The sequence below is a fragment of the Acidiluteibacter ferrifornacis genome (assembly GCF_009909615.1).
Classification (GTDB): domain Bacteria; phylum Bacteroidota; class Bacteroidia; order Flavobacteriales_E; family Vicingaceae; genus Acidiluteibacter; species Acidiluteibacter ferrifornacis.
The window spans coordinates 46,265-71,550 of sequence record NZ_WWNE01000004.1; the positions used below are offsets into that span (position 1 = coordinate 46,265).

General features: G+C 34.8%; 21 protein-coding genes and 1 tRNA gene. 15 read left to right on the plus strand and 7 right to left on the minus strand.

Translation table 11 applies throughout. The features are described from left to right. Nucleotides 1–133 precede the first annotated feature (133 nt). The 5 genes from rpsB (at nucleotide 134) to GQN54_RS03205 (ending at nucleotide 3,766) form a co-directional block, all read left to right on the plus strand. On the plus strand, nucleotides 134–895 hold the full coding sequence (gene rpsB / locus GQN54_RS03185) for a 30S ribosomal protein S2 (protein WP_160631922.1): 762 nt from the start codon (nucleotides 134–136) through the stop codon (nucleotides 893–895). 35 nt (nucleotides 896–930) lie between these two features. Continuing rightward, entirely contained in the window at nucleotides 931–1,767 is an 837-nt protein-coding gene (tsf, locus tag GQN54_RS03190; protein ID WP_160631924.1) for a translation elongation factor Ts, read from the plus strand. A 97-nt stretch (nucleotides 1,768–1,864) separates the two neighbouring features. Continuing rightward, a complete protein-coding gene (gene pyrH / locus GQN54_RS03195; protein ID WP_160631926.1) occupies nucleotides 1,865–2,575 on the plus strand; it encodes a UMP kinase in 711 nt (236 codons plus the stop codon). A 12-nt stretch (nucleotides 2,576–2,587) separates the two neighbouring features. Beyond that, the gene (frr, locus tag GQN54_RS03200; protein ID WP_160631928.1) at nucleotides 2,588–3,151 is read left to right on the plus strand and encodes a ribosome recycling factor; all 564 of its coding nucleotides are present in this window, start codon (nucleotides 2,588–2,590) and stop codon (nucleotides 3,149–3,151) included. A gap of 60 nt (nucleotides 3,152–3,211) precedes the next feature. After that, on the plus strand, nucleotides 3,212–3,766 hold the full coding sequence (locus tag GQN54_RS03205; protein ID WP_160631930.1) for a 2'-5' RNA ligase family protein: 555 nt from the start codon (nucleotides 3,212–3,214) through the stop codon (nucleotides 3,764–3,766). Nucleotides 3,767–3,903: 137 nt separating this feature from the next. Here GQN54_RS03205 and GQN54_RS03210 read toward each other — a convergent pair whose 3' ends face one another. Next, nucleotides 3,904–4,926, minus strand: a complete 1,023-nt coding sequence (locus GQN54_RS03210; protein ID WP_160631932.1) for a radical SAM/SPASM domain-containing protein — start codon at nucleotides 4,924–4,926, stop codon at nucleotides 3,904–3,906. 41 nt (nucleotides 4,927–4,967) lie between these two features. Between GQN54_RS03210 and GQN54_RS03215 the strand changes: the two genes are divergently transcribed. Then, a complete protein-coding gene (locus GQN54_RS03215; protein WP_160631934.1) occupies nucleotides 4,968–7,400 on the plus strand; it encodes a DUF5686 and carboxypeptidase-like regulatory domain-containing protein in 2,433 nt (810 codons plus the stop codon). A gap of 104 nt (nucleotides 7,401–7,504) precedes the next feature. Here GQN54_RS03215 and GQN54_RS03220 read toward each other — a convergent pair whose 3' ends face one another. Beyond that, nucleotides 7,505–10,591: a DUF2723 domain-containing protein gene (locus GQN54_RS03220; protein ID WP_160631936.1), complete on the minus strand. Its 3,087-nt coding sequence runs from the start codon at nucleotides 10,589–10,591 to the stop codon at nucleotides 7,505–7,507. 142 nt (nucleotides 10,592–10,733) lie between these two features. Here GQN54_RS03220 and GQN54_RS03225 point away from each other — a divergent pair. Further along, nucleotides 10,734–10,806: transfer RNA gene (locus GQN54_RS03225), tRNA-Gln, on the plus strand. Between the two features lie 177 nt (nucleotides 10,807–10,983). Here the strand turns inward: GQN54_RS03225 and GQN54_RS03230 are convergent. Next, entirely contained in the window at nucleotides 10,984–11,376 is a 393-nt protein-coding gene (locus tag GQN54_RS03230) for a hypothetical protein (RefSeq protein ID WP_160631938.1), read from the minus strand. Nucleotides 11,377–11,567: 191 nt separating this feature from the next. Here GQN54_RS03230 and GQN54_RS03235 point away from each other — a divergent pair, with 191 nt between their 5' ends. Then, the gene (locus tag GQN54_RS03235; RefSeq protein WP_160631940.1) at nucleotides 11,568–14,477 is read left to right on the plus strand and encodes a sensor histidine kinase; all 2,910 of its coding nucleotides are present in this window, start codon (nucleotides 11,568–11,570) and stop codon (nucleotides 14,475–14,477) included. Here GQN54_RS03235 and GQN54_RS03240 read toward each other — a convergent pair. The 3 genes from GQN54_RS03240 to GQN54_RS03250 are packed head-to-tail and all read right to left on the minus strand — an operon-like array spanning nucleotide 14,474 to nucleotide 15,907. Further along, nucleotides 14,474–14,806 carry an Hpt domain-containing protein gene (locus GQN54_RS03240; protein ID WP_160631942.1) on the minus strand — a complete coding sequence of 111 codons (333 nt, stop codon included), beginning with the start codon at nucleotides 14,804–14,806 and terminating at the stop codon, nucleotides 14,474–14,476. The two genes, GQN54_RS03235 and GQN54_RS03240, sit on opposite strands and share 4 nt — an antisense overlap. A gap of 9 nt (nucleotides 14,807–14,815) precedes the next feature. Beyond that, on the minus strand, nucleotides 14,816–15,214 hold the full coding sequence (locus GQN54_RS03245) for a response regulator (protein ID WP_160631944.1): 399 nt from the start codon (nucleotides 15,212–15,214) through the stop codon (nucleotides 14,816–14,818). Continuing rightward, nucleotides 15,215–15,907 carry a LytR/AlgR family response regulator transcription factor gene (locus tag GQN54_RS03250; RefSeq protein WP_160631946.1) on the minus strand — a complete coding sequence of 231 codons (693 nt, stop codon included), beginning with the start codon at nucleotides 15,905–15,907 and terminating at the stop codon, nucleotides 15,215–15,217. A gap of 94 nt (nucleotides 15,908–16,001) precedes the next feature. Here GQN54_RS03250 and GQN54_RS03255 point away from each other — a divergent pair, with 94 nt between their 5' ends. The 3 genes from GQN54_RS03255 to GQN54_RS03265 are packed head-to-tail and all read left to right on the plus strand — an operon-like array spanning nucleotide 16,002 to nucleotide 18,200. Then, complete coding sequence (locus tag GQN54_RS03255; RefSeq protein ID WP_235932956.1) at nucleotides 16,002–16,718, plus strand: DUF547 domain-containing protein; 717 nt, start codon at nucleotides 16,002–16,004, stop codon at nucleotides 16,716–16,718. A 1-nt stretch (nucleotide 16,719) separates the two neighbouring features. Continuing rightward, complete coding sequence (locus GQN54_RS03260) at nucleotides 16,720–17,331, plus strand: TIGR04282 family arsenosugar biosynthesis glycosyltransferase (protein ID WP_160631948.1); 612 nt, start codon at nucleotides 16,720–16,722, stop codon at nucleotides 17,329–17,331. Nucleotides 17,332–17,384: 53 nt separating this feature from the next. Beyond that, nucleotides 17,385–18,200, plus strand: a complete 816-nt coding sequence (locus tag GQN54_RS03265; protein WP_160631950.1) for a purine-nucleoside phosphorylase — start codon at nucleotides 17,385–17,387, stop codon at nucleotides 18,198–18,200. Nucleotides 18,201–18,203: 3 nt separating this feature from the next. Here GQN54_RS03265 and GQN54_RS03270 read toward each other — a convergent pair whose 3' ends face one another. Continuing rightward, on the minus strand, nucleotides 18,204–19,214 hold the full coding sequence (locus GQN54_RS03270) for a glycoside hydrolase family 113 (RefSeq protein ID WP_160631953.1): 1,011 nt from the start codon (nucleotides 19,212–19,214) through the stop codon (nucleotides 18,204–18,206). A gap of 88 nt (nucleotides 19,215–19,302) precedes the next feature. On the opposite strand from GQN54_RS03270, the gene GQN54_RS03275 reads away from it, so the two are divergent. From GQN54_RS03275 to GQN54_RS03290, 4 genes are all read left to right on the plus strand, one after another. Then, complete coding sequence (locus GQN54_RS03275) at nucleotides 19,303–20,682, plus strand: CsgG/HfaB family protein (RefSeq protein WP_160631955.1); 1,380 nt, start codon at nucleotides 19,303–19,305, stop codon at nucleotides 20,680–20,682. Next, the gene (locus GQN54_RS03280) at nucleotides 20,679–22,046 is read left to right on the plus strand and encodes an LPP20 family lipoprotein (protein ID WP_160631957.1); all 1,368 of its coding nucleotides are present in this window, start codon (nucleotides 20,679–20,681) and stop codon (nucleotides 22,044–22,046) included. The genes GQN54_RS03275 and GQN54_RS03280 overlap by 4 nt, the downstream gene beginning before the upstream one ends. 77 nt (nucleotides 22,047–22,123) lie before the next feature. Continuing rightward, nucleotides 22,124–22,708, plus strand: a complete 585-nt coding sequence (locus GQN54_RS03285) for a hypothetical protein (protein ID WP_207554805.1) — start codon at nucleotides 22,124–22,126, stop codon at nucleotides 22,706–22,708. A 171-nt stretch (nucleotides 22,709–22,879) separates the two neighbouring features. Next, complete coding sequence (locus GQN54_RS03290) at nucleotides 22,880–25,282, plus strand: efflux RND transporter permease subunit (RefSeq protein ID WP_160631961.1); 2,403 nt, start codon at nucleotides 22,880–22,882, stop codon at nucleotides 25,280–25,282. Nucleotides 25,283–25,286: the final 4 nt, after the last annotated feature.

A 25,286-nucleotide genomic window follows, 5' to 3' on the forward strand; every position in this document is an offset into this window, starting at 1 on the left:
TCTTGTTGGAGTTTTCAACATATTCAATTCACCTTTAAAGAGGTGTTTAGTATCTAAATTGCAGAGACTGTTCCCTTTGGGCGCTACTCTGCAATTGCTTTAAATGAATGTAAACACTATAAAAATTTAACAAATGTCTAAGACAGATTACAAAGAATTATTAGAGGCAGGTGCACATTTTGGTCACCTTAAAAGAAAGTGGCACCCAAAAATGGCTCCGTACATTTTTATGGAGAAGAATGGAATCCACATTATCGATTTGAACAAAACAGTAGTAAAATTAGATGAAGCTACTGCTGCTATGAAACAAATCGCGAAGTCAGGAAAGAAAATCCTTTTCGTTGCAACAAAAAAACAAGCGAAAGATACAGTAGCTGAAGCAGTAAAATCTACTGGAATGCCTTACGTTACTGAAAGATGGCCTGGAGGTATGTTAACGAACTTTGCGACAATTCGTAAGGCAGTTCGTAAAATGGCAACTATCGATAACATGATGAAGGATGGTACTTTTGATGTATTATCTAAAAGAGAGCGTCTTCAAATTAGCCGTCAAAGAGCTAAATTAGAAAGAGATTTAGGTTCTATTTCTGATTTGAATAGATTGCCTTCTGCTTTGTTTATCGTTGATATTAAAAAAGAACACATCGCTGTAGCTGAAGCTAGAAAATTAAATATTCCAACTTTCGCTATCGTAGATACCAACTCTAACCCAGGATTAGTGGATTTCCCAATTCCTGCAAACGACGACGCTTCTAAGTCAATTGGAAAAATTATGGAGTATGTAACTAAAGCTGTAAATGAAGGTTTAGCTGAGCGTACTGCAGACAAAGAAAAAACAAAACCTAAGAAAGAGAAAGAGGCTGACAAGAAAGAAGCATCTTCTGAAGAAGCATAATTTATAACAATAGTAACTTAAAATAAAGCGTAACCATGGCTACAATAACTGCTGCTGAGGTAAATAAATTAAGAAAGCAAACCGGAGCTGGAATGATGGACTGTAAAAAGGCATTAGTTGAAGCAAACGGAGATTTCGAGCAAGCAATTGACTTGTTGAGAAAGAAAGGTCAAAAAATTGCTGCAAACAGAGGTGATAGAGATGCTAAAGAAGGTTTAGTATTAGCTAAAACTACTGCTGACAACAAAAAAGGTGTAATGGTTGTAGTTAACTGTGAAACTGATTTCGTTGCTAAAAATGATGATTTTGCAGCATTTGCAAACAACATTTTGGATGCAGTAATTGAAAATGGAGTTTCTACTGTAGATGCTGCTAAAGCATTGACTTATCCTGGAACTTCTTTAACTATCGCTGATAGAATTATTGAAGAAGTAGGTAAAATTGGTGAGAAAATCGATCTTTCAGCTGTAGAAATTATCGAAAGTGAATTAGTTGTTGCTTACAATCACCCAGGAAATAGTTTAGCTTCTATGGTTGCTGTATCTAAGGCTGGCGATGCTGAGGCAGAGGCTGCTAAGAATGTAGCAATGCAAGTTGCTGCTATGAATCCTATCGCATTAAATGACGAAGGAGTTGATGCAGAAACTATCGAAAGAGAATTAGAAATTGGTAGAGATCAGGCACGTCAAGAAGGGAAACCTGAAGAAATGATTGATAAAATTGCTCAAGGTAAATTGGGTAAATTCTACAAAGAGAATACATTGGTTAAACAACAATACATTAAAGATAACAGCCTAACTGTTGAAGCTTACTTAAAGAGTGTAAACAAAGAGTTAGTAGCTACAGGATTTAAGCGTATTTCATTGAGCTAATCAATACATCATTTTAAAAGAGAGAAATTTATTTCTCTCTTTTTTTTGCCCAAAAATTAGCTTTTTACTTTTTATTAAGTTTGTAAAAATTTTGATGATGATTTATAAAAGAATTCTTCTAAAATTAAGTGGTGAATCTCTTATGGGAGATAAGCAATTTGGTATCGATCACAATAGATTGGCTCAATATGCAAAAGAAATTAAGGAAATAGTAGAGTCGGGAGTAGAAGTAGCCATAGTGATTGGCGGTGGAAATATTTTTAGAGGAATCCAAGCAGCAGAAGGTGGTATGGACCGAGTGCAAGGAGATTACATGGGAATGTTAGCCACAGTAATTAATAGTATGGCTTTGCAATCTGCACTAGAAGAAGCCGATGTGTATACACGACTGTTGACAGCTATAAAAATGGAACAAATTGCTGAACCTTTTATTAGAAGACGAGCGGTTCGACATTTAGAAAAAGGAAGAGTTGTCATATTTGGCGCTGGTACAGGTAACCCTTATTTTACCACTGATACAGCAGCTAGTTTGCGTGCTATAGAGATAGAAGCAGACGTGATTCTGAAAGGAACAAGAGTAGATGGGATTTATGATTCTGATCCTGAAAAAAATCCCGATGCGATTAAATATGATAAAGTTTCTTTCAGTGAAGTGTACGAGAAAGGGTTGAATATTATGGATATGACAGCATTTACTTTGTGTAATGAAAACAAGCTACCCATAATCGTGTTCGATATGGATACTCCAGGAAATTTAAAGAAGGTATTAGCAGGTCAAGAAAAAGTAGGTACTTTAGTAGAGTTTTAGAATCAATTAATCATGGAAGAAGAAATTGAATTAATATTAGATAATGCGAAAGAGTTAATGCAAAAATCATTAGCTCACTTGGAAGTGTCATTGTTGAAAATTAGAGCAGGGAAAGCAACACCTTCAATGTTAGACAGCGTGATGGTGGAATACTATGGAGCGATGACTCCATTGGCACAAGTGGCTAACGTAAGTACGTTGGATGCTCGTACAATCAATGTACAACCATGGGAAAAGGGTATGATTGAGCCTATAGAACGCGCAATCATTAATTCGAACTTAGGTTTGAACCCTCAGAACAATGGAACCAACATTATGATCAATGTGCCAGTATTGACAGAGGAAAGAAGACGTGATTTAGTAAAGCAAGCGAAAGCTGAGGCAGAAGATGCAAAAGTGGGAGTGAGAAATGCTAGACGTGAAGCCAATGACGAGTTTAAAAGATTGGAAAAGGAAGGACTAGCAGAGGATGCAGTAAAAGGGTTGATCGATGAAGTACAGCAATTAACAGATGCTACTAGTAAACGAATTGATGAATTTTTAGTTGCGAAAGAGAAAGACATTATGACGGTGTAACGTTTATAAACTAGTAATTTAAGCTTCAATTTTTAATTGAAGCTTTTTTGTTTCCCATTCATGAAATCTCCCTACATTCTTCTCTTTCTTCCTCCGAAAGAAATAACCACCCGTATTCACGAAATACAATCGGCTATCAATGAAGTTTACCCAACGGTAAAAATTGGTTCATTGCCACCACACATTACGATTCTACCGAGCTTCAAAACCGATGAAAGAGGAATTCAGACGTTTATTAAGGAACTAGAAAGTTATTTAAGTCAGCTGAGGTCAGCCACCATCGAAATCGAGACCACTGGTTTCATTGCATTGCCCAATACTAACCTGAGTATTGATATCGTAAAGAACGAAGCATTGGAGGAATTAAGAAGAGGATTGAAATTATGGTTGATTGGTTTAAAAATAACGCCTCAGAAGCGAGAAAAGTACTTTTACGCGCCTCACATTACCATTCGCAATAAATTTACAAGAAAGTCGCATTTTAAAGCGTTGACTAACCTATATTCAAAAGAGGAATTTCAAGCAACAATGCTGTTGGATGAATTGGTTTTGTTTGAGAAAAAAGAAAGCGGTTGGGAAGAGCGAGCCAAGTTTCCAATCAAGAATGTTGGATGAAACTCTTAACCACAAAGTACACAAAGTTTTTCGCAAAGAACACAAAGAAAATGCAACTTAGATCCAAATTTCTGTTGAATAAGATTGTTATCAACAACTAGTCTAACTTCTAACAGAGCAGCGGTCTAGTCTCGTCTTTAAGCCCACACTTTTGTACCTTCAGAACAATTCTTACAGATATCAATGTTCTTTCTGCCATTCAACAATTGCCCTCTAAATTTTTGGTAGGCTTCTCCTTGCCAGATTTCCTGAAAACTCAAGTCTTTCAATTCGCCTAAACGATGGGTAGCATCTTTATCAAAACAACATGGAACTACTTTTCCATCCCAAGTAATCACACAAGAACTCCACATTTTCCAACATTGGTCTTCCAAGCTGTTTTTGATGCTGTATTTTCCATTTGCTTCCTTTTGGTAACGAGAATATTGCTGTTGTTCCGGTATTAACTCATTTCCGTTTTCGTATTCGTAGACTTGCGCTGTCTTTAATTTTACTGAATCAACACCTAATTCCTTTCCGAGTTTTTTTACATCGGCTATTTGGTGCTCATTGGGCTTAACGACCAAAAACTGAAACATTACATTTGGAGTAGAAGACTTTAGCTTCTTCTTCCATTTGATGATGTTTTTAGTTCCTTCGATTACTTTACTTAAATCGCCATTCTTCCGGTAACTCTCATATACCTCTTGTGTGGTACCATCAATGGAAATAATAATACGGTCTAAACCAGATTCTACTGTTTTTCGTGCATTTTCATCATTCAAAAAGTGCGCATTAGTAGATGTCGCGGTGTATATTTTTCGGTCTGAGGCATATTTTACCATTTCCAAAAAAGAAGGGTTGATGTAAGGCTCTCCTTGAAAATAAAAAGTAAGGTAAAGCAAGTCTTTTTCTAGTTGATCGATGATGCTTTCGTAAAACCGAGGTTTCAAATTTCCTGTTGGACGAGTAAAGAATTTCAATCCGCTTGGGCATTCTGGGCAACCTAAGTTACATGCTGTCGTCGGTTCCATGGAAATGCTAATTGGTAATCCCTTTTGTATGGGTTTACTTTGCCATTTGCTCCAGAAAAAACTGCCCCAAACCTTGGTGATGTTCACCAGTTTTCTAGCACTCAGTTTAGAAATAAGGTTAAAGGCGTCTTTTGTATCAATTAACATGCAACGAAGTTACACATTCAAAATATCACTATCTTTCATTTATGATTACTAAAAAACTGACTTTTCTACTATTGAATCTATTCATCAGTATTGTTACTTATGGTCAAACCATTCAAATTTCAGGACAAGTTTTAGATGCTCAATCTAAGAGTCCATTGGCATTTGTAACTATTGGAATAGAAGGTACGAATACAGGATTTATAACCGATATTGATGGTCGATTTAATTCTTCAATAAGCGAACAGTCCCAATCACTAACGTTCAGCTTTATTGGGTATGAGCGAAAAGTAATTGAGGTAAAAGAGCTTAAGGCTAATCCCATAATATTGTTAAACCAACGGGCTGTGGAAGTTTCTGAGGTACGTGTTGTTCCTGGAATAAATCCGGCAGATATTATCATGAATCAAGTAATTGAAAATCGTAAATTAAATAATCCTGAGGAAGCTACTCAGTTTTCTTATGATTCTTATAATAAGTTGGTTTTTACAGTTAACCCAGACAGTATTTCTAAAAAAATGGAAATGCAAAAGGACTCTGTCAACAAAGATTCTTCTTTATTATATACTGCAGACTATATTTCGAAACAACATTTGGTGATGATGGAGTCAGTGAGTCACCGTGATTTCATGTCTCCTACAAAAGACAAAGAAGTGATACTAGCAAGTAGAGTGAGTGGATTAAAGTCTCCTGAGTTTTCATTGATTGGAACTCAGTTGCAGTCTTTTTCATTTTACAAGGATTATGTAGAACTGATGGATTATAGATTGTTGAGTCCTATTTCAAAAGGTGCAACTAGTCAGTATTTATTCATTTTAGAAGATAGCATTATTGAAAATGGAGAACTATTTTACACCATTAGTTTTCAACCGAAAAAGGGAAAGAATTTTGAAGGTTTGAAAGGTCAGTTATTTATTCACAAAAAGGACTTCGCCATAAAAAGTGTCTCTGCAAGCCCCGCAGCTGAAGGAGGAGGAATTGAGATGAAGATTCAGCAATTGTATGAAAAAGTCGATGGTCAGTGGTTCCCTGTTCAGCTAAATAGTAATTTGACATTTAATACCATAATTATCGATCAATTCCCGTTGTATGGTATTGGTCGATCCTATTTGCAGAACATCCAACTGACTTCTTTAAGGCCCAAAAATGAGTTTGACAATGTTGTGTTGGAAATGGATCGAAAGATTAAAAGCAATACGGATAGTTTATTGAATGCTTTTCGATTAGATACTTTAGATGCGAAGGAGGCGAAAACCTATCATATGATGGATTCGATAGGGGAAGCTGAAAAATTTGATGAGAAACTACGACTACTAAAAATAATTACTACTGGTAATATTCCGCTAGGCCCGATAAATGTCGATTTAAATAAACTAGGAGGCTATAATAATTATGAAGGGTTCAGATTAGGATTGGGCGTTCATACGAATGATAAAATTTCTAAATCCCTTTCACTAGGTGGGTATTTTGCATACGGATTCAAAGATAAAAACTGGAAATATGGAGGAGACTTAAGCTATAAACCATTTCAAGATAGAGCCATTCATTTTAAATTGAGTTATTCAAATGATGTGCAAGAGAGAGGAGGAGTTCAGTATACGTTGTTAAAAAAATCCTCACTAACCTCTGAAAACTATAAAGATCTTTTTATCTATCAAATGGATTTGATAGAGCGGGTAAGATTGGAGAGCAGGTTTAGTCTTTTAAAAAGTTGGCAATTTAATGTGTTTGGTCAACAAAATTGGATCCAGTCAGGTGATGATTATCGATTCTTAAAGCCGATTACCAATGAGGTAGCTTTAAGGTTAAATCCGTTTCAACAAACCGAATTGGGACTAGAAGCTCGTTTTGCCTATGGTGAAAAATTTGTAGAACTATTTGGAATGAAAATTTCATCTGGGACTAAGTTTCCAATCGTTCACTTTAAATACACCAAAGGTCTTGAGCAGAATGAGTCACAATTTGATTTTAATAAGTATGAAGGAAGGATTGAAAAACTATTTGTTATTCGGAATGGAGGAGAGTTGAATGTACGAATGCTAGCAGGTTATGTGGATGCAAATGTTCCATTAATGTTCAATTTTACGCCCACAGGTGTCAATAAAGGGTTTGGAATATCTGTTGCCAATACTTTTGAAACTGCTCGTCCTAATGAGTTTTTTCATGATCGTTTTGCAAGTTTATTTATCCGTCATAACTTCAAACAACTATTATACAAAGGAGAAAAGTTTCATCCTGAATTTGTGATACATACTGCAGTAGGATTTGGGCAAATGAAACAAACTACTAGCCACCAAAATATCGAATTTAAGACTATGGAAAAGGGATACTTTGAGTCAGGCGTAATTGTAAACGATTTATACAGAATGCAATTTTTAACCTTCGGAGTTGGAACTTTTTATCGTTATGGTTATTATTCCACTCCTGATGAGTTGGATAACTTCACGTTTAAATTATCTATGAGCTTTGCACTATAATATTTTGAGCAGTTCAATAGAAGTGTATTCAGTTTAATCCATAAAAAAAGTCCTCACCAATGTCAATTGACTATGGATGAGGACTCTTTATAGATAATTAACTTTTATCTGTCTTGAGGGCGTATACCAGCATTAAAATAAGGAGCAATCCTATTCTCTATCTCTTTTTGATATTCTGGGCTTTGTGGATACTGTTGACTAATCATTTGATTTAGTCGTTGCAATATTCCTAGAGCTTGTTGGTTGTCACTGTTAAATGAACGTTGTAGTTCAGGACTCAACGATCTGTAATATGCAGCGTCTTTTGAGAAGATTTCTACCAATCTGCTAGTGATGGCATTAGCTTTTTCAAACTCGCCCAATTTGTAATAGTTTTCTACTAGGAACATTACAAAGATGTCATAAGGGACCGTTTTATCAGGCATGACCTCAAAAGCTTTATCCATTGCTTTCAATGCATCTGCATTATTGCCTTCTTCAATTAATTTGCTTGCCAATCGATTAAATAGAATACGAAGACTCATGGTCATTCTTCTATTGGTCTCATCCATATAAATGTCGCTGCTTTCCATTCCGCCCCATTGGAACTTATTCATTACGTTGTCATATAATATGTCTGTTTCAACAAACCCTGGGTTTCCATCTGTATTTTCTGCCTTAATTGGAACAAGTCGGTAAGCCATTCCTTCTTGACGGAAATAGTTTTCAAGTCCAATATAGCTATCTGGTCCAGTAGTGCTTGCAAAGTATATTGGACGATCCCATTCAAATGTGGCCAATAAGTCAAGTACAGCTAAATCATTTTTCAGTACATAGTTTCCTTTTATATTCCACTCGATGTAATCAACGATTTTATCTGCATCTTCTTTCTTGATGGTTCCATTATCCACCATTTTTTGCTTGTCCACTTTTATTCTAAGACGCTTAGTAGGTACAAAATTTATGCTTTGGCCACTTCCTACAGGCACTTTTGTTTGTGGGCTATCGGAATTTACGAAGTCTATAATTTTCTCAACATCGGTGTAGCCTGTTAGCTCTTTTCTATCTACTACAGGCAGATAATCATTAGTTCCTTGACGGTACTTGTTTTGAGGAATACTTAATGGAATGGCATCGCTATCGTATGCTTTTCTTCTAATTTGTTCAACGTACCAATCGGTATTTAATAAGCTTAGATTAACGACACGCACATCCGTTCTATATTCTTCTACTTCTTGAACATACCAAAGAGGGAAGGTGTCATTATCGCCATTTGTAAACAAGATCGCGTTTGGAGCACAAGAATCTAGATAATTTTTAGCAAAGTCTCTACCCGTATACCTTTCAGCTCTGGTGTGGTCATCCCAGTTTTCTTTAGCCATTATACCTGGAACTAAGGCAAAGCAAAGAACCGTAGCAATAACTGGAGCGATTTTACCGGATAATTTTTTTGATAACAGGTCTGAAATAGCCATTACTCCAAGTCCTATCCAAATTGCAAAAGCATAGAAAGATGCAGCATAAGCATAGTCTCGTTCTCTGGGTTGTAAAGGGTATTGATTCAAGTACAATACAATTGCTAAACCAGTAAAGAAGAATAGAAGAAGTACAATCACCCCATTGTTTCTATTGGTTTTAAATTGAAAGAATAAACCAATCAGTCCTAATATAAATGGGAACATATAGTATTTATTATTGGCTCTATTTTCTGTAACAGACTCTGGTAGAAAATCCTGATTTCCTAATCGGAATTCATCAATAAATTTGATTCCTGTAATCCAGTTTCCATCTCTCACGTTTCCATGTCCTTGGATGTCGTTCTGACGACCCGAGAAGTTCCACATGAAATACCTAAAATACATCCAATCAATTTGGTAGCTGAATAGATACCTTAAATTTTCTCCTAAGGTTGGGGTGTTTATTACCACCTGTTTACCTGAATTGTCAACAGTTTGTATTGGTTTGCCTTCAAATCTCGACCAACGTTTGTATTGTTTAACTCTTGGTGCTTCGGTGTTCCACATTCTAGGTAAAAGGGTCTTGAATCGAGAGTCGTAATTAGGTACTGAGTTTTTCTTATCATCAGAAATAACATATTTTCCTAATTCTTCATCTTTTACGTAGGAAGGGCTTCCGTCTGTATAAGGCTGTTGTCTATCTAATGGACTATTGAATGAAGGACCATTAAATAAAGGGCGATCACCATATTGTTCACGATTTAAGTATGACAACAGGGTGAATGCATTTTCGGGATTATTTTCATCCATTGGAGGATTCGCATTTGAACGAATCACAATAGCTGCAAATGATGAATAACCTAAAACGATAACGGTAAAGCATAAAATAGCTGTATTCCATACTGGTTTGTTGTTCTTTTGAGTGTAGTATAGTCCGAAAACTATTGCCGCAACAATAAGCAGGAGGTATACAAAGAAGCCAGTATTGAAAGGCATTCCCATACCATTCGTAAAAATTCTTTCAAAGATGGTTGCTCCTTTGATTAATCCTGGTATAATTCCATATTGTACAAATCCTAAGATTAATACAGCAATGATAGAAGCTTTTACTATTCCTGGTTTGGTAACTTTAAAGTTTTTGAAATAGTAGACAAATACTATTGCTGGAATAGCCAATAAGTTCAATAAGTGGACGCCGATTGACAATCCCATTAGGTAGGCAATAAGTACTATCCATCTTAAATTATGTTTTTCATGTGCTACGCTTTCCCATTTCAAAATGGCCCAAAAAACAATGGCTGTAAATAAAGAAGACATGGCGTACACTTCACCTTCTACTGCTGAAAACCAGAAAGAATCACTAAAAGTATATGCTAGTGCACCAACTACCCCACTACCAATAATTGCATTTATCTTGGTTGGGGTTAATTCGCCTGACTTCATAGCGATTTTATGAGCAAAATAGGTAATGGTCCAGAATAAGAACAAAATCGTAAACGAACTGGAAAGCGCTGATTGAATATTAACCATCATTGCAGCATTGTCCGGAGTTGAAAAAATCATAAAGAATCGCGCAATCATCGAAAATAAAGGTGCTCCTGGAGGGTGACCAACTTGTAACTTATAGGCTGTAGCGATAAATTCACCACAATCCCAAAAGCTTGTTGTTGGTTCAATGGTAGATAAGTAAACTATAGTTGCAACTAGCCAAGTTCCCCATCCAAATGTTAGATTTAATTTCTTAAAAGTATCCATGCTTCTGAAATGATATAATTAGGTTCAAACAAATGCGAATTTAAAGATATTTAGGGAATAGAAAGAAATTCGAACAAAATGTTATCCATTTTATTTTGAGAAATAGAAAATATTCATAATTTTGTCAACTCTTAAGAAAGATTGCCCGATGGTGTAACTGGCAACACGTCTGTTTTTGGTACAGAAGAGTCTAGGTTCGAGCCCTAGTCGGGCAACATTTTTTTTAACCTCTTAGTGATTTCAGCTAGGAGGTTTTTTTATTTTAGAAACTTTTTCAGAGAGCAACTTCAACTTCTTTCATGTGAAGAGCTGTATAGAGGACCATAAAAAAAAGGAGAGATTCATGAATTGAATGCTTTCCTTTTTTCTTTAATCATTGGGTGGATTGTCTTCTATATACTCATCGTAATTCTCCTTTCTCTTTCATACAAATTGAAAATGGTGCTTTCGATGATGTCTGTAATTTTTGAAATCGAGTCTTTTCCTTTTTCGATGTAGGGTAAATTAATCTCAGCACTCAATTGATTCAGTTGTTTTTTTGAATTTACCAGTGCAATTATTGCTCGATTAGACTCTGATTTACTTAAGTGACTTAAAGATGATTCGTTGTCCGCTAACCCAAAGTTTACTAAAAAGATGTCTGCATCATGCTTTTGTATGGAGTCGACGTTTTCATCTAATGGTAAAAAGGTGCAATCTGCTCTATGATCAAAGATTTTTTTCTTCAATAAAAAATGCAATACTTTGTCATCATCTATTTGCTTTATTACCCACTTCTTTTTCATATGTCTAAATGTATGATTCAAAGATAAGTTGCATGTAAACGACAGAGGGCTTTAATTCGATGAGAGCGTATTTTTGGAGGTTAAATGAAACAGCAAAAGGTTTGATTGGAATATATTAAGGATAAGGTGCTGAGTTTTTTCAATTAAATTAAAAACGAAATGGCATCTTTGTTATATACTACAGAGTTAATATGAATAAAATAACACTCATTCTCTTTTCCTTTTTTCTAGTTTTTGGTCTTTCTGGACAAGAGATGTCTATTAATAAACTTTCAGACAATGAGTCTGACTTGAAATTTATATATGACCTTAAAGTTGATGTTAATGGCGGATTGCACATTGCCTCTGATAAGGGTCTTTTTTTATATGACGGATTTGGATTCAATAAGTTAGGGTTGAAGTATGCTGATGAAAATCCTTTTATTTCTGCTATTGAAAAAGGAGATTCAGCTCTATTGTATGCTAATTTTGAAGGTAAGATTAGTAGTCAAGAAAGACTGATTGATTTAAAATATTCCATGAAGGTAGTTGCCATCGTTAGTGGGTTATATCATACTTATGTGGTAGGACAAAAAGGGCAATTGCAAGAGTTAAATCAAGACCTTGTTTTCAACAGAGAGTACTCAATTGGAACCAACCTGGTAGTGAACGATGTCCAATATAAAAATGGATTAATTTATATCGCTACGACAAATGGACTTTACATTTATTCTTCTAAAAAGCAGGAGTTAGAATTAAAGAAACATATTTTTCAAGGCGAAAATATCAAAGTAGTTTTTGCAGACAAAAGAATTTTTGTTGCTACAGAAAAGCAAGTTAGACACATAAGTTTAATAGTAGGTGAATTAGTGGAGTTAGATTTGTCACCACTATTAAAAGGAGATATAAAGTCAATTTTGGTAGATGATACCAGGCTGGTAGTCGGTACCTCGAGAGGGATTTATGATCTTTATATTACTGGGCCTAATTATTTCTTGTCTGCTAAAAAGGAATTTGAAGATGATTCTGAGTTTTCTGTTTCTAAATTATGTTATGGTCCAGATAAATCAATTTATGTGGGGACAAAGGGGAATGGACTTTGGGGGATTTCATCTCCAACCTTCTACTACCTTCCAAATGAAATATTGCAGAATTCTGATATAAATTGTATCGATCGATTCTCTGAAAATATTTTCATGTTTGGAGGGAAAAAGGGGGTAAGTTTTTATTTAAATGGTAAGAATGTCTCGGACGATTTTGAGGAATTAAATTCATTAAAGGAGTCTGAAATAAACACCTTTCAAAAAACTAAGAAGGGGGTTTATATAGGAACTGAAAATGATGGTGTATGGCTGCTTGCACCAGATAAGTCTTTAAAGCAATTAACTAACAACATTAGGTCAATTCAGGATATTGAAGCAGATTCAATTGGAAATCTTTGGATAAGTACCGCTTATGAAGGATTGTTTGTTTATTCAAATCAACAAGTAATTCATTTTTCTGACAAAAAAATGTTCAATAGAAATGATTTAAGCAAAATACTATGGAATAAGGGAAAGCTATGGTTCATTAATGGAGACGAAGGTGTTGCATATGTTGATTTAAAAGATAGCACTGTTCATACTCCTAAAACCTTTCCTTCCATTAAGATGTTGGATTTTGATATTAATTCTTCGGGTGAGTTTTTTGCTGCAACAGAAAATGAAGGGATAATTTATGTCAAAAATGAGCAAGTGTCATTTATTGATATCAAAAAGGTGACCAATAGTAACCAATGCTTTTCAATAATTACAGATGATGGCGGTGGTTTTTGGTTTTCGAATCAGAAGGCGCTTTTTTATTGGAGTCCAACTGCTGGTGTTGTTGCATCGCTTGCTACTGAATACTTTTCTAGTGGTTTTCGTCAATTGTCTAATTACAACTTAAAATCCAGTAAATGGTTGTACTATGGAACTGAAGGAGGAGTATTGTATTTTGACTCTCAACTTGGTAAGAATATTAAGAAAGTAAAATTTTATTCCAGTATTAATGGGGTCAACATAGATGGAGAAGAGGTTGTTAACTTAAGTTATTCCGAAAGTATCAAACTGCAGTTTAGGTACGATGATATGGTTAATAATAATCATTTGAATTATTATTTTAAAGTAGATGATCGAGATACCTCCTGGCGAAAAGCGGAAAAGAATGTAATTGAATATGCTAATTTAGGTTATGGAGATTTTACCGTACGAATAAGAGCATTAACTGAAGGTGGAATTTTATTTAGACAACAAACCATCAACCTTTCTATCAATAAACCCTTCTGGCTGCAAATTTGGTTTTATGTTATTTTGTTCTTAATCCTGAGTGTTAATCTTTATATAATCGTTCAATATAGGATAAAGCAATTAAAGCTAAGGAATGTGCAGCTAACTGAATTAGTGGATTTAAGAACTAGAGAGATTACGCTAAAAAATAAAAGATTAGAGCAATTTGCTTACGCAGTTTCCCATGATTTAAAGAATCCGGTTATAAATATCATCGGATTAATTGATCTTCTAAATGAGAAGGATGCTATTAAAGATAGAGAGTCGAGAAAAATTTTCGATATGCTCACCCATTCTTCTAGTCAGTTAGATCGCCTAGTTAAAGGGTTAGTTGAATTGCTCAAAGTTAGAAACGAATCTGTTGAGATAAGTAAAGTATATGTTTCAAAAGTATTGGAAGAAGTTAAGAATGCCATATCGTTACAGATTTTAGACAGTAAGGCGGTCTTTAAAGAAGATATTCAGGTGGACGAAATTTTATATAACCATACTTATCTATACAGTATTATCTATAATCTAGTTTCTAATGCGGTTAAGTATAGAGACCCTTATAGGGATCTGGAAATCAGTATCAGTACAAAAAAGCATAAAGATTTTGTAGTACTAGAGATTGAGGATACAGGATTAGGGATGGATTTAGATGAGAATAGAGACAAGTTATTTAAGATGTTTCAGCGTTTTCATGATCATGTTGAAGGAACAGGGGTTGGACTGCATCTAATAAAGGAAATGGTAGAAAATTCTGGTGGTTATATTGAAGTAGAAAGTCAGCTAAGAATAGGTACAAAGTTTACCATTTTCCTCAAAGAGAGTTAGTGGATCAAATCGTTTTTGTAGATGTGCTCTTTCACTTCGTTGAATGCACCATTGAGGCTTTTAATAAATTGAATGTCGTTAATAGGAGCTTTTTTCTCAGCTTTATCTTCAATTTCTTCAGCAATTTCAGCAACCTTAGTTGCGCCAACAGTTTTAGAAGCACCAACAATTTTGTGCGCCAACCTTCTTATTTCTTCATGTTGGTTACTTTTAAGTAATTCACTTAGTCGCTCTATGTCTTTGGTCACATCTGTAATATAAATGGATAAAATCTGACTGATTAATGCGCTGTCAAATTCTTTGAGGTTGTATAGGTTTAGTATAGGCACTTTTTGGAGTTAAGAGTAATATTTTAAAAATAACTGATTGATTTTTTCTTTTGTAAGCGGTTTGTTTAGGTGTTCTTGTACTCCTAATTGGTCGGCTATTTCTTTTTCTTTTTCGAGAGAACTAGAAGTTAACATTGCTACTATCACCTCAGAAGTCGATTTTTTTTCTAGCTTATGGTAAGCTTCCATAAATTGAAAACCATCCATAACGGGCATATTTAAATCTAAGAAAACTAAATCTATCGGCGGTTGTGACGAATCTCTATTTTTGAAAAAATCGATTGCTTCTTTTCCATTCTTGAAGCAAAGAATTTCTTCCGCAATCCCCATTTCTTTGATTAAATTTTCATTGATAAAATTAGTCACAAAATCATCATCAATAAGTAAAATTCTTTTTAGTTTGTTCATTTATAGCAAATTAATTCTTTCATACAAGTCTTTCTTATTAGATCGACTAATGGGGAATGTTTTGTTTTTAATTACAACAATATTTTCTTCAATTTTATCTATCTGGTTTAAGTTCACGATGTATGAACGGTGTATTCTACAAAAGTTTTGTGAAGCTAACTTCTCTTCTACCTTTTTCATAGTAATATTTACTACATACCTTTTTTCATTGGTGTGGATAGTTACATAATCGCCCAACGATTCAATCCAATTGATAGTGTCTAGCTCTAGTTTTACGAAAGCAGAGTCGGCTTTAACAAAGATGCTTTTGGAAGAGGATTCGTTGGCCTTTTTTGATTTTCTGCTTCCTGAAGCACTTACTTTATTGATTGCTTTTAGCAATCGGTCAAGAGAGAATGGTTTTAATAAATAGTCTGTTGCAGTGGTTTCGTATGCTTTCAAAGCATAGTCTTGTCTTGAGCTTACAAAAATGATGTAAGGGTCATCATTAATCGCCTCTAAAAATTCAAACCCTGTCATTTCAGGCATTTCAATGTCTAAAAACAAAAGGTCAATCTCATTGTTACTCAAAACTTGCAGAGCATCGGTCACATGCTCACATGAAGCAACTAGCTCCAAAGTTCCTGTTTTTTCTATTAATTTTTCGAGCGCGAGTCTCGAAACTTGGTCGTCATCTAGTATTAGGCAATTCATACATTAGGTTTTTAACTGCAATTGCAAATTTTACGTAAATTGCGGAAAGAAATGTTTATTTCTTGATTTGAGCAAATTTAAACCATTATTTCTCATGAAAAAATTTTCCGGAAGTCTTTTGCTTTTTGTATTAATGATCTTTCTTGTTAAAGGAAGCTATTCAATTAACCACAGTAGCTTTAGTAAAGTGCTTGCTAAGTATGTTACTGTTAATGGAGACGTCAACTATAAAGCTTTGTCGTCGAATAGGTCAGATTTGGATAATTATTTAAAGTTTCTTCAGGCTAATCCTCCAAAAGAAAGCTGGGCCAAGAATGAAAAAATGGCGTATTGGATTAATGCGTATAACGCTTTCACTATCGATCTTATTCTTCAACATTATCCATTAAAGAGTATCATGGAAATAAATAATGGTAAACCTTGGGATTTAAATTTTATAACAATAGGAAATGTCAAGTATTCATTGAATCATATTGAACATGAAATATTAAGAAAAGATTTCAATGACCCGAGAATTCATTTTGCTGTCAACTGTGCATCTGTTTCTTGTCCTAAACTCCTAAATGTTGCTTATGAAGCAACGACGCTCTCCATACAGTTAGATGCTTCTGCAAAAAACTTTATTAATAATGAGCAGAAAAATCGCCTTACTCCTGGTGCGATTGATATTTCAAAAATATTTGATTGGTTTGCCGATGATTTTAGAACTTATGGTGGAGTAATTCCGTTTATTAACAAATTTGCTTCTGTTAAAGTGAGTCCTGATGCAAAGGTAAAGTACAAAGAATATAATTGGAATCTCAACGAATAAAATGAGTAACGGCTTAATTATTTTTATAAAAAATCCTGAAATAGGTAAAGTTAAAACGAGACTTGCAAAAACAATAGGAAATCAAAAGGCGTTGGAGGTATACCAGCTTCTTCAAGAAAGAACTAAAAAAGTATCGTTGGGTGTAAATGCCCGACGATTTTTATTTTATTCTAATTCAATTGCTCAAAACGATGGATGGATTGAACAAGAGTTTGAAAAGTTGCTACAAGCAGACGGTAATTTAGGAGAGCGAATGATTGATGCCTTTCGTGCTGCGTTTGCCGCTGGTATGGAAAAAGCAATAATTATTGGAAGCGATTGCTTTGATATTACTCCTGAATTAATAGAATTGGCTTATCAAAAATTAAATAATGCCGATGTTGTAATAGGTCCAGCAAATGATGGAGGCTATTATTTAATTGGAATGAAAAATGTAGATGTCGGATTGTTTCAAGATATAGAATGGAGCACAGAGTCAGTTTTTCGAGATACCGTATCAAAGGTAAAAAAAGCAGCGTTTACTTATGAAACGCTTCCTACGCTAATTGATATAGATACAGAAGATGATTTGAAGGCTTCCTCCTTTAATCTGAGGCTTCTTTCGTTGACTTAAGCTATTAATTTGTATTAACTTTGCTCCCTATTTTATTTAAAAAAAGAAAGAGAATGACATTGGATCAAATCAAAGAAGCAGCTAACTATATTAAAAGTAAGGGAGTAGATCAGCCGCAATATGGGATTGTTTTAGGAACTGGTTTAGGAAATTTAGTAACTAAAATCGAGAAAATTTTCGAGATTGATTATGCAGACATACCACATTTCCCAGTTTCAACAGTAGAATCTCATCATGGAAAATTAATCTATGGTTTGATTGAAGGAAAAAAAGTGCTAGCTATGCAAGGTCGTTTTCATTTTTATGAAGGATATACCATGCAGCAAATTACCTTTCCAATTCGGGTAATGAAGCTTTTAGAAGTGGAGCGTCTATTGATTTCTAATGCTGCAGGAACTGTAAACCCAGACTTTAAAAAGGGAACTTTAATGTTAATTGATGATCATATTAATATGTTGCCTGCGAATCCATTAACTGGAAAAAACTTGGATGATTTAGGGCCAAGATTTCCGGATATGAGCCAACCATATGACTCAAAAATGAATGGAGAATTGGAACGTATTGCGAAAGACTTAGGAATTACACTTCACAAGGGGGTCTATACCCCAGTAGCTGGTCCAAATCTAGAAACTAGAGCAGAATATAGATTTTTAAGAACTATTGGAAGCGATGCTGTTGGAATGTCTACGGTACCTGAAGTTATTGTAGCCAATCACATGGGATTACCATGTGTAGCAATCTCTGTATTAACAGATGAGTGCGATCCTGATAATTTGCACCCAGTTTCAATTGCTGAAATATTAGAAATTGCAGGTAAGGCAGAAAAAGACCTTACGAAACTATATGTAGAATTGATAAAAAGAGGTTAGATATTATTCTCTATAATATTGTTTGATTACCGATATAGCCGGCTTGTTTTGAGGAGTGAATCCACTATTTTCAATTCCGCCGGCTTTTTCGTTGTTATAAAACCACTTCCATAGAAAACCACCAGCGACGTAATCTTCGGACCAAAAGGTTTCGTAGAATGCACTCAGTGCATTGCTTTGAACTTTAAAGTTTATTCCTTTTTCTGAAGAAGATTCCCATGGTTTATGAGCAGCATAATTCATACTTCTGTAACCATATTCGGTGAATAGTATCGGAAGTTTATATCTTGCTGAAAATGTTTTCAATTTTGATTGAGTCACCTTCATGCCATTCATGAGTTCCTCAATGCTTGGTTGACGTTCTGCTGAAGCAGGGAAATAGGCGTCTATGCCAATGTAATCAAGTTGGTTCCAAAATGGGGTGTTTTGATACTCATCCCAATTGGCTGCATAGGTGAGTTTGCCCTTATAAATTTTTTTAATTGATTGTATGAGTTGTTCCCAGAAGGCGGGTCGTTTATTAATGAAATTTTGAAGTTCGGTGCCTATGCAAAAAATATCTACTTTTTCTTGGGCAGCAATGGTTGCAAAACTTAACACAAAATTCTGGTAATCTGATTCAAATTTTGACCACTCAGCTGCTGATTTGAAAACTAGATCCCCGGTGTATTCCCCTCGTTTAATCCAAATTTGTGGTTTTAAGAGAACCTTTTGGTTCTGAAATTTTGCCATCCGAATGGTGGATATTACACCTTCGCTTTTTTCTCCCCACCATTGCTTCTCGTGATTAAAATATAAGGAAGGGTTGGAGTTTCCATAACAAAAAGCAAAGGGCATTATGGCTAAGGAATTTGACCCTGTTTCTTCAATTAGGATTTTGATGGGTAAACTGTCAATTTTAACTGGAGGAGCAACAAAGCTAATTCCGTTAAATCGTTCGATTATGGGCTTATTATTTTTGATACAAGCGTTTAAGCAAATTACTATCAGTGAAAAAAGGAGCGATTTAATCATGTTTAAAATTAATAAAATGCAATCGAAGTAGAACATTTTTAATGCTTGGCACAATTTTTATAATATTGCAAGTAAATTCACAACCTGAATGACCAAACAATTTCTATACACCACATTAATCAGTTGCTTTTTATTTACGCAGGCTTGCTCTGGGACCAAAAAGTATGCGAAGCAGGCTCAGGCTTATCAAGAGGCAGGTTTGTACAAAGATGCTGCAGCTAGTTATTTAGAGTCTCTTCGTAGAGATCCAACTAATCTAGATGCTCGGGTGGGTTTAAGGCTAAATGGAGCCAGAGTATTTGGAGATTATTTAGATGATTTTTTTAAAGCTAAGGCGATAGGAGATACTCGTAAGGCTGTATATACATACATTGAGGCCAAAAGATATGCAGAAACGCTTGGGATGTATAACATTCAGGTGGATGAACCGAGTTATATAAAAAGTGATTTTGAAAGTTTAAAAGAGGAGTATTTAACTGGTCTTTACAATGATGGAAAAATGCTGTTAGGAAAGGGAGATTTTAATGCAGCTAAGAGTAAGTTGAGTGAGATAACTAGTATCGATGAAGAATACAAAGATGCAAAGGAGCTTGAGAAAATTGCTATTATTGAACCATTATATCTCCAAGCTGAGCAGGCATTTCAGCAAGATAAGTTTGTGAAAGCGTATAACCTCTTAAACCAAGTTGGAGTGTATGATAATTCCTATAAGGAAAGTATTCATATAAAAGAGCAATGCCTAGAATTAGGAACTTATACAGTTGCGCTATTGTCTTTTAGTAATGCTACTACTGATCAGGCTATAAGTCATAAAATTCAAGCCAATTTATTGTCATCTTTAGCCAATAACAATAATCCGTTTATTAAAATTATTGATCGAGAGAACATGGAAGCTTTATTGGCTCAACAAAAACTAAACTTATCTGGAGCAATTGATGAAAAGACGGCTGCAACTGCAGGAGATTTATTAGGAGCAAAGGCGGTTTTAACAGGTAAAGTGATTGAATATTCAGCTAATCCTGGAAAGATGCAAGTATACGACCGTTCAGGTTTTGAAGCATACGGTGTAAAACAATTCAATAAAGTAACTCAAAAAGATGAGGTGGTGACCAAGTATAAAAAGACTTCATATACAGAGTATTATCAAAAGAATGAAGTAAAGTTGGCATATCAAGTTCAATTAACTTCACTTCAAACAGGAGAGATATTGTTTTCTAAATTTTTTGATCAAACCACTGGGGATGCAATGCACTTTGCAGTATACGAAGGGGACTCCAGGAACTTATATCCTGAGGCCAACGGTGCAGTAAGTTTTAATAAAAATGAGCGAAATCAATTGAATCAACTATTGAATGCTAAAAGAGAGATTAGTGGAACAAATGAGTTGACGAATAGTTTGCTAAATAGTTCTACCTCGGTTTTTTCAAGAGATATAATTACAAACCTTCAGAAATATATAAGCGAATGAAAAAGTATTTATTTTATTCTTTAACTTTTTTTATGCTAATCGCTTGTAATAATAAAAAGAAGGTGGTTGAGGAGACTACTCTACCCAAACCTTCGTGGATTAGCGATCGCCCGATTACTGATATGTATTATATAGGCATTGGTTCTGCGACAATGGAGGAAGGGACTAATTTTATTGAATCTGCAAAGAATAATGCATTAAATGATTTAGCCTCAGAGATTAAGGTTAGTTTAGAGTCAAATACGGTTTACTATCAGAATGAATCTAATAAGACCTTTAATGAGGATTTTAGGTCGACGATTAAGACTTCTATTGCAGCCGATTTAGAGGGCTATTCATTAATTGATTCATGGCAAGGTCAAAATAAGTACTGGGTGTATTATAGGTTGTCTAAAGCTGAGTATTTTGAGCAAGTTGAAAGAAAGAGATTGGCAGCTAAAAAGGCAGGGGAGGAGTTTTACAGACTAGGAATTGAAGCAGCCGAGAAGGGAGATGTGATTCTTTCAATTAATCATTACTTTGACGCGATTTCTGCAATAAAGAATTATGGGCCTAGTGCAATTGAAGTGTTGAGTGGTGGTCAATTCGTGTTTCTTGACCATTTAATAATGTCTGCTCTGCAGAGTTTGTTAGTTGATATCGAAATAGATAATAGTGAGCGGCCTGCTGCGTTAAGTTATTTTAATGGATTTAAAACGTATTATCCATTGCTAATTAAAAGAAAAGGGAGAATGATCACTGGGCTTCCATTGGAGTCTACCTATTTTAATCAATATGGTGAGATTACTGAACAATATGTTACGAATGAATATGGGAAAGCCAATGTAAGTTTAGCAGCTACTGATATAAAAGTACCAAACGTGAGCAATGTGGTTAAGGTTAACATTTTCGCAATTGCTAAGAATAGAGTTGATGCAGAATTTTTAAACGCAAAACTTGCCAATTTGGTGTATCCAAGAATGGAGCTAATCGTAAACGTAGAACGTCCAAAATTATTTGTTGATGCAACAGAGAAGGAGTTTGGGAAAAGGAGAAGTGGAGAGCAGCTTTCTGGAATACTAGTGTCAGAATTGGTAAAGGAGGGAATTCAAATTGTAGATAAAAAGGAAAAAGCTGATCTTTTACTAGAGCTGGTTTCAGATACAAAATTTCAAAGTAAGGATGAAAACTTTACGGTGGTAGTATTAAATTACAACATTAATTTATCTGAGGTGAAGTCTAAGAAGTCAATTTATTCCGGTGCAGACGGTCCAATAAAAGGTGTCAACCTTGATGAGGCGAGGGCATCTGTAAAGGCATATGAAAAAGCTGAAGCTGAAATGTATAGAAAGTTGGTGCCAAAATTAAAAGAAGCCATATTGTAAGTTTCAAAATTATAATTCAATTTTGGCACAGTTTCTGAAAAGATAAAAACACAATTATAAATCTAATAACCATGAAAATGAAAATCAAAAAAGTAGGAGTGATGGCGATTACGGCATTAGCTCTAATGGCGAGTGTAAGTGCTTGTAAGAATAAGGAGAAGATAGCTGAAAGAGAACGTCCTGCTGATGAAGTATTAGTAAATGTATACTGCTCAGGAGAAGACTATTTTAGTAATAGTAAGTTTTTTAGAGCAAATTCAGTAGGGGAGAGTATGGACCAATCTACTTCTAAAAAGAAGGCGATGAGTAACGCAAAAGCAGATTTGGCTTCTGCAATTCAAACTACAATAAAAGGAACAATCGATAATTATGTAAACTCTACTGAAGTAAATAATGTAGAGCAGTTGGAAGAGCGTTTTGAAGGTTTAACAAGAGAAGTGATTAACCAAGAGCTTGTTGGTACAAAAACTATTTGCGAAAAGGTGACTAAAACTTCTTCTGGAAACTATAAAACGTATATCGCAATTGAGTTGTCTGGAGACGAAATGGTTTCTAAGATGAATGAGCGTCTTTCTAAAGATGAGATATTAAAGGTTGATTATGATTACGAGAAATTCAAAAAGACTTTCGAAGAAGAAATGAAAAAACTGGAGAATAGATAAAATGATATTTCAATAGCACAAAAAAGGAGATGGGTTGTAACTCATCTCCTTTTTGTTTTCTGTCTTATTTAATCGATAGGAAGTCACGTTTTTGTTATATTTAACGATATTTGTCAAACTTTTTTGGAAAGAGTTTTTCAAAAAACATTTTTAACGCTTAAGCTGTACTTTATGTGGACCAAGTTTGCAGGTCATATTCTTAGAAAGAGGTATTACATTATTGCTTTATTAATTGTCATAACCCTGATTATGGGGTTCTTCGCCTCCAAGGTTAAGATGTCCTACGAAATGGCACAAATGCTTCCTGAAACCGACTCTACTTTTCAAGAGTTTGAATCTTTTAAGGCGCAATTTGGTCAAGAAGGCAGTATCTTGGTCATCGGAATGAAAGATGAACGGCTGTTTGAGCTGGATAATTTTAATAAATGGTATGACTTAAGTAATGATTTAAGGGAGGTAATAGGAATAGATGAGGTTTTGTCAATTCCTGCTATTGTTGATCTTACAAAGGATTCTAAAGCAAAGAAATTTATTCCCGAAAGGGTTTTTAAGTCCCGGCCTGAGTCACAAGAAGAGCTGGATAGCCTCATGAATGTAGTCAGGAATCTGCCATTCTATAACGGATATCTTTTCAATAACGAGGACGAATTCACTTTAATGGCCTTAACTCTTGATCGAAAGTATTTAGATTCAAAGGACAGAAAAGTTTTAATTGATGAAATGTATAGCCTAATTCATCAGTTTGAAGATGAGACAGGATTAACTGTTCGTTCTTCTGGACTTCCCTATATTCGATCCAACAATACGACCAAGATTAGTGAAGAGATAAAGTTGTTTATAGTTCTCGCAATTTTGGTGACGGCAACCATTTTGTTGCTGTTCTTTAGGTCGTTTAAAGCCATGTTCTTCTCAATGCTTATAGTGATGATAGGTGTGGTCTGGTCCGTCGGATTTCTAGGAATTTTTGGATTTCAAATAAGTATTTTAACTGCCTTAATCCCTCCTTTGATTATCGTAATTGGAATTCCCAACTGTATTTTCATCATTAATAAGTACCATCAAGAATATAGTTATCACGGGAATCAAATGAAAGCTCTCAACCGTGTTATTTATAAAATTGGGAATGCTATTTTTTTAACCAACACTACAACTGGTTTAGGTTTTGCCACTTTTATATTTACTCAGAGTGCTATCCTAGTTGAATTTGGAATTATAGCATCATTAGGCATTCTTTCTGTATTTATTTTGTCAATAACCTTAATGCCAATACTTCAAAGCTTTTTAAAGCCTCCAAGTCAAAGGCATATTAAGCACTTGGAAAGAAAGTGGGTTTTTATGGTAGTTAATCATTTGATGACTATTGTAATGAAACACCGTAAGGTAGTTTATTTGGTGACAGCGCTTATTATAGTAGTCTCCATTTATGGAGTCACTAAGATAAAAGTAACTGGAAATATTGCAGACGATTTACCTCGACATGATCCTGTATTTTTGGACTTGAAATTCTTTGAAGGTGAAGTAAAAGGAGTGCTCCCATTGGAAGTAACGATAGATACTAAAAAGAAGGGAGGAGTATTTAAACTTTCAAATCTTAAAAAGATTGACAAACTTCAAGACTTACTGCATGAGTATCCAGAATTTTCTAAACCACTTTCAGTGGTAGAAGGATTGAAATTTGCCAAGCAGGCATTTTACGGTGGAGATCCCTCAAAATATACCTTGTTTAATAGTCAAGAACAATCTTTTATTGGACCATATTTTAGAGGTGCAGATGAAACCAGTAAGAATTTACTGAAGTCTTATGTTGATAGCACCAACCAAATTACTCGTATTACTGCTCAAGTGGCAGATGTGGGAACCAATAGGATGGAGGCCATAATGACTGATTTGAAACCTCGAGTAGATTCTATTTTTCCTCCTGATAAATATAAAGTATCCTTAACAGGGACTAGTATTGTTTGGTTAAAAGGAACCGAGTATTTGGTCAAAAACCTATTCATTAGTTTGGGGATTGCTATTCTTTTGATTGCTATCATTATGTCGATTCTATTCTCTTCGGTTCGTATGGTGTTTATGAGTTTAGTTCCAAATTTGCTTCCACTTTTGACCACTGCTGCGATTATGGGATACTTCGGAATCTCCATAAAACCCTCAACTATTCTAATCTTTAGTATTGCTTTTGGAATATCTGTAGATGATACGATTCACTTTTTAGCTAAGTATCGACAGGAGTTGAAAGCTCACTCCTGGAATATTAAAGAGGCTGCTCTCTTGGCTTTAAAAGAAACTGGTGTCAGTATGATTTATACTTCTATTGTGCTTTTCTTTGGCTTTGGTGTTTTCGCAGCTTCAGAATTTGGAGGTACTGTAGCTCTTGGTATGTTGGTGTCGCTTACTTTACTAGTTGCGATGTGCTCTAACTTGTTGCTATTGCCATCTTTAATTCTTAGTTTAGACAAGTGGGTAACAACCAAAGCTTTCGAAAAAGAGTCTTTAATAGAATTAGTTGACGAAGAAGAAGATATTGATTTAGAAGGGTTAGAAATAGAATCTCAATCCGATAAAAACGAATAAAAGT